This window comes from Streptomyces phytophilus (assembly GCF_013870535.1).
GTDB classification, from domain to species: domain Bacteria; phylum Actinomycetota; class Actinomycetes; order Streptomycetales; family Streptomycetaceae; genus Streptomyces; species Streptomyces phytophilus.
The window spans coordinates 25,536-36,270 of record NZ_JACBXC010000006.1 but is presented as its reverse complement, the minus strand read 5'-3'; the positions used below and the strand labels follow the sequence as shown (position 1 = coordinate 36,270).

Annotated in this window: 12 protein-coding genes and 1 pseudogene; 7 read left to right on the top strand and 6 right to left on the bottom strand. The window is 62.8% G+C overall.

All coding sequences use genetic code 11. From position 1 onward, the window contains the following. The coding region (locus tag H5J30_RS01205; protein WP_181785252.1) for a hypothetical protein at window positions 1-409 on the top strand (409 nt) is incomplete at its 5' end. Window positions 410-420: 11 nt separating this feature from the next. Beyond that, the gene (locus tag H5J30_RS01200) at window positions 421-750 is read left to right on the top strand and encodes a hypothetical protein (protein WP_181785251.1); all 330 of its coding nucleotides are present in this window, start codon (window positions 421-423) and stop codon (window positions 748-750) included. Window positions 751-920: 170 nt separating this feature from the next. Here H5J30_RS01200 and H5J30_RS01195 read toward each other — a convergent pair. Beyond that, window positions 921-1,443 (bottom strand): annotated as a pseudogene (locus tag H5J30_RS01195) (tyrosine-type recombinase/integrase); the annotation flags it as partial. Window positions 1,444-1,912: 469 nt separating this feature from the next. Here H5J30_RS01195 and H5J30_RS01190 point away from each other — a divergent pair. After that, entirely contained in the window at window positions 1,913-2,656 is a 744-nt protein-coding gene (locus H5J30_RS01190; protein WP_220188412.1) for a SpdA protein, read from the top strand. 181 nt (window positions 2,657-2,837) lie between these two features. Here H5J30_RS01190 and H5J30_RS01185 read toward each other — a convergent pair whose 3' ends face one another. Genes H5J30_RS01185 through queC form a run of 5 tightly spaced genes read right to left on the bottom strand, consistent with a single transcriptional unit; the run spans window position 2,838 to window position 6,186 of the window. Continuing rightward, window positions 2,838-3,659, bottom strand: coding sequence for a hypothetical protein (locus H5J30_RS01185; RefSeq protein ID WP_181785250.1), 822 nt, complete (start codon window positions 3,657-3,659; stop codon window positions 2,838-2,840). 51 nt (window positions 3,660-3,710) lie between these two features. Next, a complete protein-coding gene (locus H5J30_RS01180) occupies window positions 3,711-4,478 on the bottom strand; it encodes a GTP cyclohydrolase I FolE2 (protein ID WP_181785249.1) in 768 nt (255 codons plus the stop codon). Between the two features lie 3 nt (window positions 4,479-4,481). Then, the gene (gene queD, locus H5J30_RS01175) at window positions 4,482-4,838 is read right to left on the bottom strand and encodes a 6-carboxytetrahydropterin synthase QueD (RefSeq protein ID WP_181785248.1); all 357 of its coding nucleotides are present in this window, start codon (window positions 4,836-4,838) and stop codon (window positions 4,482-4,484) included. After that, complete coding sequence (gene queE, locus H5J30_RS01170) at window positions 4,838-5,473, bottom strand: 7-carboxy-7-deazaguanine synthase (RefSeq protein WP_181785247.1); 636 nt, start codon at window positions 5,471-5,473, stop codon at window positions 4,838-4,840. The genes queD and queE overlap by 1 nt, the downstream gene beginning before the upstream one ends. A gap of 2 nt (window positions 5,474-5,475) precedes the next feature. Continuing rightward, window positions 5,476-6,186, bottom strand: a complete 711-nt coding sequence (gene queC / locus H5J30_RS01165; protein ID WP_181785246.1) for a 7-cyano-7-deazaguanine synthase QueC — start codon at window positions 6,184-6,186, stop codon at window positions 5,476-5,478. A gap of 542 nt (window positions 6,187-6,728) precedes the next feature. On the opposite strand from queC, the gene H5J30_RS36230 reads away from it, so the two are divergent. Genes H5J30_RS36230 through dbpB (H5J30_RS01145) form a run of 4 tightly spaced genes read left to right on the top strand, consistent with a single transcriptional unit; the run spans window position 6,729 to window position 10,707 of the window. Beyond that, window positions 6,729-7,181: a hypothetical protein gene (locus tag H5J30_RS36230; RefSeq protein ID WP_258562999.1), complete on the top strand. Its 453-nt coding sequence runs from the start codon at window positions 6,729-6,731 to the stop codon at window positions 7,179-7,181. Between the two features lie 2 nt (window positions 7,182-7,183). Beyond that, window positions 7,184-8,326 (top strand): DGQHR domain-containing protein DpdB, encoded by a 1,143-nt coding sequence (gene dbpB, locus H5J30_RS01155; RefSeq protein WP_181785244.1) that lies wholly within the window; start codon window positions 7,184-7,186, stop codon window positions 8,324-8,326. After that, window positions 8,323-9,561, top strand: coding sequence for a tRNA-guanine transglycosylase DpdA (gene dpdA, locus H5J30_RS01150; protein WP_181785243.1), 1,239 nt, complete (start codon window positions 8,323-8,325; stop codon window positions 9,559-9,561). The genes dbpB (H5J30_RS01155) and dpdA overlap by 4 nt, the downstream gene beginning before the upstream one ends. Window positions 9,562-9,609: 48 nt before the next feature. Continuing rightward, complete coding sequence (gene dbpB, locus H5J30_RS01145; protein WP_181785242.1) at window positions 9,610-10,707, top strand: DGQHR domain-containing protein DpdB; 1,098 nt, start codon at window positions 9,610-9,612, stop codon at window positions 10,705-10,707. The last annotated feature ends 28 nt before the right edge of the window (window positions 10,708-10,735 follow it).

The following is a 10,735-nucleotide window of genomic DNA, read 5'->3' as shown; positions in this document are numbered from 1 at the left end:
CACCCAAACCACCGTCTACAACCTGACCGTCAACGACAAACACACGTACTATGTGCTCGTTGGCGACACCCCGGTTCTGGTTCATAATTCAGGTTGTGGCCCCGACCTGGGAGACGACTGGAAGCCTAAAACGGCAGCGCAAGTATGCGGAACCGGCGGATGTGAGAAGGTAGCCGACCATATTCAGTCGGTCATCGGCGGTGACATCATGCGGATAACGGACCGATACGGTGCGCCCCAGTTGGGTAAGTATCGCGGTGTCGACAGCGGCTGGAATTATCACGATGTCGTCGTGAAGGATGGTCGAGTATTCGATGCGACCACAGGAAGATACGGCGAATCAATCGCCGACTATCGAGCAAATTGGGAGTATGGTGATGATCTTGTCTTCAATCCGGCTCCCAGGTAGCGGATGGAGCTATGGAGCTGCATGAACGGCTAGCCGACGTGCGTAGGCGTCCCCGCGCGTACGGGGTCAGCACGCTCGGTGAAATGGTTGCGTTTCTTACGGGCATTGACGCGGCGACTGATTGGCGATTCCTGGAAGGGTTCCGGGAATGGCTGGCGACTAAGTCGGGGCTCGGCGCAAATCTTGCGCTGCCGGTATTGCTGGTCAGAATCGCCTATCCTGATTCGGGAAACGACTTCTGGGTGGCGGCTATGCGTGAAGAGAGTTCGAAAGCTGTCACCATTCTATTCGATGAACTGGACACTTTCTTGAGAACGGAGCGCTTGCACAGTTCCGAGTAATCTCGTCGGGTCTCTGCGCCCCAGAAGCCCTACCCGAACCATGACTAGGCTGGGGCTTCTGGGGCGTCTGACAGCAGTAGCTGACGGCAACGTCAGCGGACGAGGACTGCATAACGCGGCGGGTCGTCGCCGTCGTCGGGCCGGGTGAAGACGTAGCCGTTGTCCTTTCAGCCGGTGCCTGCCGCTTCGCGTTCATGGCGCTGTTGGTCGCGGTGCTGTTCGAGGGAGCGCAGGCACGGCATGGGCAGTGCGATCCGCCGTTCCGAACTCTGGGTGTCTTGGTCGGCAGGGCGGTCAGGCCGCCGAGTTGGTGCGCTGGAGGGTGCGTCGGATGCCGGCAACTCCGCCGGCGAGGTCGAGGTCTTCCCAGCGCAGGCCGAGGAGTTCGCGCTGGCGGAGCCCGGTGTGCAGAGCGAGTTCGAACAGCGCCTGTAACCGGTGACCGCTGGCGGCGGCCAGGAACTCACGCGCTTCCTCCGCAGTGAGGGGTTCGAAGCCGCGGGGCCGGGGTGTGCCGGTGCGGACGTCCTTGGCGGTGAGCTTGCCGAGCTTCTTTCGTCCGAGGCCGGGGATGAGGTAGAGCCGGGTGGCGGCGGTGTAGCGGGTGTGGGTGTTCTCGCGGAGCTGGTGGACGGCGACAGCGTCGAGCCAGTACGTCAGGCACGCGGCCACGCTGCGTGATGGCACTTCAACGGCTGGCCGCAGCAGGCAGGGAGAGCGATGCGGCGCTCAGCGGCATGTGTCTTGGTGGGCAGCGTGGTCAGCCCGCCTCCGCTGGTGCGCTGCAAGGTTCGGCGGATTGCGGCGGTTCCCGGGTCAAGGTCGTGGTCTTCCGCAGCGGAGGCCGAGGAGTTCGCCTTGTGGAGTCCAGTGCGGAGGGCGAGTGCGGAAAATACATGCAGCCGATGTCAGCGCGCGGCGGTGGGCTGCCTCATCGGCGAGGAGTTGACGGCGTGTGGTTTGCCTCTGAGGCTGGTTCCCTTGGGGGAAACTACACAGATGGTCACCGCCCTGACCAGCGCGTTCAGGCTGGCCGTCTCGTCATCGAAGGGCGGTTCCATCCTGAGGCGCTCAGGGGGGAAGCGAAATGACTTCTCCGATATCGTCGCACGGCGCGGCCGGGTCGAGGAAGTCCATCGAGCACAAGGTTGCGATGCGCTGCGTGACCCTGATCATGGCGACGGTGATTGGGCTGACGTTCCTGTTTGGGTTCGGCAACGTGCTGGCCCTGGGCCTGCGGTTGGGCGTTCCGGCGTACGTGGCGCCTCTGGTGGCGCCCGCTGTAGACCTCTCGGTGCTCGGGCTGTTGCTGGGCGTGCGGTACCTGGCGCTTAACGGCGCTCCGCGCGAGCAGATCCGCCCAGCCCGCAGGCTGCTGATCCTGGCTAGCGTGACGACACTGGCGTTGAATGTCACCGAACCCCTGCTGACCGGCGCTTACGGCAGGGCCGCCTTCGACGCCGTCGGCCCACTGCTGCTGATCGGCTGGGCTGAGGTCGGCCCCGGCCTGCTGAAGGCCATCAGCAGCGCGGATGGTGTAGTTGTCGAGGCGGCCGGCGCAGAGTTGCCCAAGGTTTCACCTTCGGCGTCCAAAAGGGTGCGATCCACCTCTGAGCAGCGGGACGGCAGGCAGCGCAAGGGGCGGGCGCACGAGGACTGGGAGGTACTGCGGCGTGCGTTGCAAGAGGATGCCCGTCACCGGAGAGAGCGGCAACGGCCCATCTCGGCTGAGACGCTCAGGAAGCGTCTGGGTGTCGGGGCGAAGAAGTCCCGGGTGCTGGTGGCCGCGGTTCGGGCCGAGGGGGAGCGTTCCTCCGGTGCCGTGCGACTTGAGGCTCGCTCCAGCGAGCGGTTCTCTGATGGCCGGGGAGCTGAGACGGTAGGAAATCAGGCGCCGGCCGGTTGATGCGTGGGTGCGGTCGGCGAGTCCCGTGAGCTGAGTGGCTATGCCCGCGTGTACACGGGACCACCACTGCCCGCGTGGAGGTCACTCTTTCTGACCTGGCCGCCAGGACCCAAGCACTATGGTTTCTGCCAGACCGCCCACCATCCGAAGATCGATTTACGGACAGCCTTCAGGTGAGGTCTCATTCGGGCTTGGCCATCGACTGGATCTGCTCTGGCAGCTCGCGGAACACCCCGAGGGAGTGAGTGAGTCCGAGGGCTGCGGCGTCGGCCTGCTCGCTGAGGGGGTGATCCATGCCCGCCTCCTTCGCTTGGTCGTTGAGCTGAGCCACCAACTCGTTGAGGTCCCTGGCGAGCGATTTCACATCGCCGACACCCTTGCCGAGGTCTTGGGCGAGCCGTCCTGCGGCCTGTTTCGGGGTCTCCTCCACTGGATCAATGCGGGTCGGGTCGGTGCCGTTCTCGTTGGGACGCTCGGTTCCCGGGAGGGGAGCTGCGTCGGCCGCACCGCCCTCACTTAGTCGCTTGAAGCTGCGTGTCCCGTCCTCCTTGGGAAAGGTCCGGTTGAACCATGTCCTGGTGGCGAGCCCGTCGTACGGCTTCCCCTGGTTGTCTACTTTTCTGGGCCTGCGATCCTCCTCGTCCATGGACGAGGCGATTTCGCGGAGAAAGACCGACGGCCCTCCTGCGCTGCTTACGCAGGCCATGAGGCTGTTGTTCACCGTGCGCCGGACGCGTTCCGCCTTGGTTCCGTCGTCGTCGGTCTTCTGGCCGGTGAGGGAGCCGCGGTCGGCGTCGACGATGTCGAAGGCCGCCAGCCAGTGAGCGGCGCGAAAGGCGATCAGCTCCTCGAAGGCCTGGTCATCTGTGTCTTCCTTTGCCTTGAAGATCTCCGCAATGGTGGCGGAAGACCCGCACGTCCTGATGCCCAGCGCACTGTGCGGTCGATCATCGTTGGGACCTGGGTCGCCGACGGATATGGAACTCCAAATTGCGAAGCCCACCCCTCACTGCCCCGCCTCTTGATTGTGAGGCCAAGTGCCGTCTGGCAGGCGTCAACCGGAGACGCGGGCGACAGCGTCATGGCTGTGGATGCTCTCAAGGTTGCGTACGCGCACCGAATGGGCCAGCCCTCGAGCACGGCAAGCCTGGCTGATATCGCGCGCCATGTCCTCGACGAACACCGGGTGATCATATGCTTGCATTGTCAGCAAGCGTTCGTCCGGTCGCTTTACCAGGGGTACAACAGGCGCTGAGGCGCACTGCTCCAGTAGACGCACGGCTTCATGCACCGTGAGTGGATAGGGATTTTCCCCACGTCCAGTCACGGACAGCGACACACGGCTTCGCTGGTTGTGGGCCCCGTAGTCCGAGATGGCCTTCGAGCATGGGCACAGACTGGTCACCTCGGTCGCGACTGACGTGGCTACCACGGTAGCGCCGTTGTCCCAGCAGCCTTCGAAGCGGACGTCGTGGACTTGCCACGATTGGGAGCCGCTCGCCGGCGCGACCACCGTGGTGCTCAAAGGGACGTCGATCCTTACCGCCAAGGCTGGCGCGTCGAGCTGGTCGGCACCGATTTTGAGAACCTGCGGCAGTTTGCGCGGATCGAACCGGCGGAGGCGCTCGTGCGCCAGGGCGACCATGCGGCTCATGTGGGTGCCACGCCGATCGGCCTGTAGCCGCACCGTCACCTCGATCTCCGCGATGCCCTCCTGGCGGAGGTGACCGTCTTCGAAGTACAGCGGGTAGCGCAAGCCGCTGATGCCGACGTCGTCGATCTCGATCCCGCGGGAATCGATCTCGCTCTGGATGTCGTGCATCGGTCACTCGCCCCGGTAGGTGCAGCCTGACGTGCATGTCTCCCGAACTGTGAGCGCAGAGAGGTCGGGCAAGGTTGGCTTCAGCCGTTCCCAGATCCAATGTGCGAGGACCTCGCTCGTCGGGTTCTCCAGCCCTTCGATGTCGTTGAGGTAGTAGTGATCGAGTTGCGCATGGAGAGGCTTGAAGGCCTTCTTAAGATCGCCGAAGTCCATGACCCATCCCGCCTCGGGGTCGACCGGGGCGTTGACATGGACGATGACCTTGTAGGAGTGGCCGTGCAGACGTGCGCACTTGTGGTCTTCGGGCACGTTGGGCAGGCGGTGGGCTGCTTCGAACGTGAACTCGCGGAAGATTTCCATTACTGAATTCCCAGATACTTGTGCGTCTGGAGAGAGAGGATCCAGCGCGGGTTCTTCATGCAGTACTCGACCGTCGCCCTCGTGTTGGCCTCAACGTCCGGTCCGTCCATGGGCTGTAGGCGGAAGTTCCGAAAGTTCAGGCGTTCGAACTGGCGTGGATCACCGCCCGACTGTGGGTAGACCAGCTTCAATTCATCCCCGCTGGTGACGACCAGATCAGAGCCGATCTTGGGGCTCACGCAGATCCAATCGATACCCATCGGAGGTACGCGGGTGCCGTTCGTCTCGACCGCTACTTCGAAGCCCCGGGCATGCAGTGCGTCGATGGCTGCTTTATCGAGTTGCAGGAGCGGTTCACCCCCGGTGCACACCACGAACCGGTACTCGCCGGAGGAGGAGGGCCATGCCTGCTCGACGGCTCCCGCAAGGTCATCTGGGCTCCGGAACCGGCCCCCACCCTCGCCGTCAGTTCCAACGAAGTCCGTGTCACAGAACTGGCAGATCGCACGATGTCGATCTTTCTCCAGGCCTGTCCACAGATTGCACCGGGAGAAGCGGCAGAACACGGCGGGGCGGCCTGCATAGTTCCCTTCGCCTTGCAGGGTGTAGAAGATCTCTTTGACCAAGTAGGTCATTCTCAAGCGCCCTGATACTGCACCGAGTCGGTGACGCCGGCCTCCGCGAAGCCCTTGAGGCGAAGTAGGCACGTCTCGCAGTGACCGCAGGCTCGTCCCTGCTCATTCGGGTCGTAGCAGGAGGACGTCAGGGAGTAGTCCACACCGAGCCGCAGGCCCTCGCGGATGATGTCGGCCTTGGACATGGAGATGAGCGGCGAGTGGAGCTTGAGCCGCTGGGTGCCTTCGACGCCTGCGCGGGTGGCGAGATTGGCCATGCGCTCGTAGGCCTCCATGTACTCGGGACGGCAGTCCGGGTAACCGCTGTAGTCGACCGCGGTCACCCCCGTGAAGATGTCGCTCGCCCCGACCGTCTCCGCGTAGGCAAGCGCGAAGGACAGGAAGATCGTGTTGCGTGCGGGCACGTATGTGACGGGCACGCTGCTGCCGGTCTCTCTGGCGCCGGCGTCGTCCAGAGACTCGTGCTTCGGAACGTCGATGTCCGACGTGAGGGCAGAGCCGCCGAAAACTCGCAGGTCGATGTCCGCGACGACGTGGCGTGCAACCCCCTGCGCCGCGGCCACCCGCTTCGCGGCCTCAAGCTCCACGCTGTGCCGTTGCCCGTAGCGGAAGCTCAGCGCGTACGGTGTGTAGCCCCGGTCCTTGGTGATCGCAAGGACAGTTGATGAGTCCAGCCCGCCGCTGAGTAGAACGATCGCGGGACGCTCTGCCATGTCCTGCTCCCCAGTTAGGTGCCTGTGTACGGGTGAAGACCAGCCCGGATACTAGCATGTAGAGTACCGTCCAACAGGCTGCGAGTTATTGGCATGGGGAGCGGATCCGAGTGACGCGACTTTCGTTGGTGGTCACGTGCACGGACCGCAAGGCGGTTCTGCCAGAGACCTCGCTGCACGCGAGACTGCTCCCGACCGGGAGCGTTGAGCGCCGTGCGGCAATCTGGCAAGAGCGAGTCGGGAGCGCCGCTTGCACGCACGCGCTCACCGACCTCTACCGTGGTGACCACTGGACACAGGTGCAGTGCCTGTGCGTAGCGGCCTCTAAGGCCGGGTTCGAAGTGGATCTGTGGGTGGCATCTGCCGGCCTCGGCCTCCAGCCAGTGTCTGCGCCAGCCCCGTCGTACGCAGCGACATTCAGTACACGACACGCTGACTCAGTGGCATCGACGGCAGCTGGTTGTGCTCAGTGGTGGGGTCATCTCCAGGTAGGAACTGGCCGGGCAACGCTTCCCGAGCTTGGCAAGGCTGGTCCAGTCCTGATGGTGCTCTCCGAGGTCTACGCCAGGGCTATGGACGCGGAGCTATACGCCCTAGCTGCGGTCGCCAGCGAGGCGTTGCTCTTCGGAGGGGTGGACGAGGTCGCCGACGTCCACCGAGTCCCGGCCGATGCCGGGCTGAGACGCTCGTTGGGCGGCACGCTGACGAGCTTGAACGTGCGCATGGCCACCTCGTGGTTCCAGCACTGCCAGGACCGTCAGCTCACCTCCCCGGCCACCGTCGACTCATGGACGAAGTGGGCGGCAGGCGCATCGAAGCTGGAGAAGCACAACCGCACGCCCATGACCGATGACGAAGTCATTGCCTTCATCAGACAGCAGGTCGCGTCTCGGCCAGCCAGCTCGCGGACGCAACTTCTGCGCCTTCTCCGGGACGGAGGTCGAGCATGCGAGCAGAGTCGCTTCGCCAACCTGTACTCCCAGACAGTGGGGTGACAGTGGCCGAGAACATCATCAAGCGTAGAGCCCTCCGCATCGAGCAGAACCCCAACATCCCCCTCTACCTGTTCGCTCTGGAAGCCGGAGAGGTGGATCAGGTAGCCGACATCGCCCGAATCTCCCGCGACGAGGCTGGGGAACTGCTCGGCTACCAGCGGCCTGAGAAGAAGCAGCACGTCAAACAGATCCTAGACTACCTGGACAGCGAAGAGGTCCTGTTCCCGAACGGCCTCATTCTTGCCCTCCCCTTGTCGGTTCGGTTCAAAGGCAGCAGAGGCCCAAACAGCACTGATGGCTTGGCGACGATCGGCACCATCGAGATCCCGCTCCCCAACTCGCGGGACGCACCCCGCCCCGCACTCATCGTGGACGGCCAACAGCGCAGCCTCGCTCTCGCACGCACCAAGCGTTCGAAGCTCCCTGTAACCATTGCCGGATTTGTCAGCGAAGATCTCGAAATTCAGCGTGACCAGTTCCTTCGGGTGAACACGGTTTTCCCCCTTCCCACCGCCCTGGTGGCGGAACTTCTACCCGAGGTCAACACCAAGTTGCCTACCAAGCTGTCTGCACGTAAACTTCCCTCTACTCTCGTTACGGCCCTCAATCAGGACAGTGATTCACCATTCAAAGGGCTGATCAAGCAGGCATCAACGATAGGCGACAAGAAATCTGACGCTGTTGTCAAGGACAACAGTCTCATCTCCGCTATCGAAGAGTCACTTTCCCCTGCCGGGGTCCTCTTTCCCTACAAGAACCTCTCCAACGGGACGACGGATACGGCCGCGATGCGACAGGTTCTCGTCGTGTATTGGACAGCTGTCAAAGACACCTTCCCGGATGCATGGGGGCTACCACCCACCAAGAGCAGGCTCATGCATGGGGTCGGGATCCGGTCGATGGGACGCCTCATGGACCGCGTCATGGACCGAGTGCTGACTGTAGCCGATATCGGATCGAAGGACGCATACGACAAGGCCATGGCAGAACTGGCGCTGGTCGAGCCCTACTGCCGCTGGACTAAGGGGCGGTGGCCGGAGCTAAACACATCCTGGAACGAGCTCCAGAACTTGCCCCGTCATATCAGCACCCTGTCGAACCTCTTGATCCGAATCTATCTTCAGTCAAGGATGAGCGCGTCGTGAAGTTCTATTTCCCGGACAGTCAGGATCAAGTTAGCCCTACGTACGACTTCATCAACGACGAGCACTCCCCGTACCGGGTTCGGCAGCGAGACGATCTCTACGCCCACCAAGCGGTCACGCCGGCGCCGTACGATGGGATCCTGGTAAGCAAACCCATCGTCGACGGGTCGGCGAAGGGAGCCGGGAAATACAGTGCACCGCAGCGCGAACGCCTCTACCGTCTAGGCGTACGAGAGTTCTTCAGGATTCCCAAGTCGATGCGAAGCCTTGGAGACTGTGGGGCATTCAACTACATCGACGAGGAGCGCCCACCCTATTCCGTTGAGCAAGTCCTCGACTTTTACCTCGGATGCCAATTTGATTCAGGGATCAGCATCGATCATGTGATCTTCGGCTACAACCCTACAGATGAGGATGTCGACCCTTCCTGGGTAAAGCGCCGTGAGGTTTCCCTGGAGTTGGCGGAAAAGTTTATTGCTGCAGTTCAGAAGCGCAACGCAAACGTCCTGAACGGAGAACAAGGATTCGAGCCGGTCGGCGCCGCTCAGGGGTGGAGTCCGGCTAGCTACGCGGACAGCGTCACCCGTCTTCAGGAAATGGGATACAAGCGCATCGCCCTGGGCGGTATGGTCCCTTTGAAGACGCACGAGATCGTTGCTTGCCTCAAAAAGATCGCCACAGTCCGTGAAACCGGTGTCGATTTCCACCTGCTCGGGATCACGCGCGTTGACAGCATGAAAGAGTTCGCCAAGTACTACGTCGGCAGCTTCGACAGCACCTCGGCCTTTCGTCAGGCTTTTATGGACGAGCGCAATAACTACCACACCGCCGAGAGAGCCTACACCGCTATCCGAGTCCCGCAGGTCGACGGCAACCCAACGCTGAAGCGACTGGTTCTCGCCGGCGTCGTCTCACAAGCGGCCGCCATCAAGGCCGAGCGAGAGTGCCTCCGGTTGCTGCGCAAGTATGACAAGGGCGAGGCAGAGGTCGACGAGGTCATGGAGGCCCTGTGTACTTACCAGGCGCTCCTGGGCGACGAGAAGAAGGTGGAGCAACTAGAAAAACGATGCAGGCCAACCCTGATTGATCGACCTTGGAAGGACTGTCCCTGCGCTTTGTGTAGGGAGCACAAGATCGAGATGGTCATCTTCCGGGGGTCGGAGCGCAACAAGCGACGCGGCTTCCATAACATGACTGTCCTCGAGGCGAAAATGAGCAAGCTGGCTTTCGTGTAGCCGCCAAACCCGCGCATTGCCCACGTACTAGTCACAACAGGAGATGATGTGGCCGACCGCTACGAGCTGCGACTCCCCGCCCTCAAGATCGTCCAGGGCAGCAAGGAGATCTACTGCTTCGCTGTCGACGGCAAGAAACTGCACGACTTCACCGCTGTCTCCCGCATTCGCCGTGACGGCCAGAAGCGGTTGCGGGGCTACCAGCGGCCCGAGGTCCTCAGCCACATCCGCTCCATCCGCCGCTACCTCGAGTCCGAGGGGGCGATGCTTCCCAACGCCCTGGTCCTCGCATTCGACGAGCGCGTGAGGTTCGAACCCGCGGTGCGCGCCGGCGACGTGCCCTACTCCATCCCCGGCGAGTTGATCATTCCCATCGATGAGTCACTGGCCGATGAGGACAAGCCGGCCTGGCTCGTGGATGGACAGCAGCGCAGCGCGGCCATCAGGGACGCCGACGTCGATGAGTTCCCCATCGCCGCCGTCGGCTTCATCGCTGCCGGGCAAGAAGAGCAAAGGTCGCAGTTCATCTTGGTCAACACGACCAAGCCGCTCCCCAAGGGCCTGGTGTACGAGCTCCTGCCCGAGACCACCGGCCAACTGCCGCGCTCGTACGCGCGTCGCCAACTTGCCGCAAGGATCATGGTCCTGCTGAACATGGGTGACGGCCCCTTCAGCGGAAGGATCAGCAGCCCGACGTCACCCACCGGCAACATCAAGGACAACAGCGTCCTGAAGATGCTGGAGCACAGCATCTACGAGGGTGCCCTGTACCAGTACCGCAACGCGACCGACGGCACCGGGGACGAAGAGCGGATGCTGGCCCATCTGCTTGCCTTCTGGACGCCGGTAGCAAGCATCTTCCGCGAAGCGTGGGAGAAGCCGCCGAAGGAGTCCAGGCTGACCCACGGTGTAGGCATCCAGGCCATGGGCTTCGTCATGGACCGGCTCACCGCCGACGTCCCCTTCGACAAGGTCAACTGGGATGATGTCCGCGCCAAGCTGCGAGGACTGGAAGAGCACGTGGCCTGGACGTCCGGCACATGGACCTTCGCAGACGGAGAGGAGCGCAACTGGAATGGCCTGCAGAACACTTCCAACGACGTGCGGCTGCTGAGCAGTTATTTGCGAGCACTCGTCAGACGATAGCGGTGGCTCGGGGAGTTGTCGTGGCGGC

Bases quoted from the DNA above. Each gene is read 5' to 3' on its own strand.
- H5J30_RS36230 (WP_258562999.1), top strand. From the start codon at position 6,729: ATGGTGCTCTCCGAGGTCTACGCCAGGGCTATGGACGCGGAGCTATAC.
- queC (WP_181785246.1), bottom strand. From the start codon at position 6,186: ATGGCAGAGCGTCCCGCGATCGTTCTACTCAGCGGCGGGCTGGACTCA.
- queD (WP_181785248.1), bottom strand. From the start codon at position 4,838: ATGGAAATCTTCCGCGAGTTCACGTTCGAAGCAGCCCACCGCCTGCCC.
- queE (WP_181785247.1), bottom strand. From the start codon at position 5,473: ATGACCTACTTGGTCAAAGAGATCTTCTACACCCTGCAAGGCGAAGGG.
- H5J30_RS01180 (WP_181785249.1), bottom strand. From the start codon at position 4,478: ATGCACGACATCCAGAGCGAGATCGATTCCCGCGGGATCGAGATCGAC.
- H5J30_RS01200 (WP_181785251.1), top strand. From the start codon at position 421: ATGGAGCTGCATGAACGGCTAGCCGACGTGCGTAGGCGTCCCCGCGCG.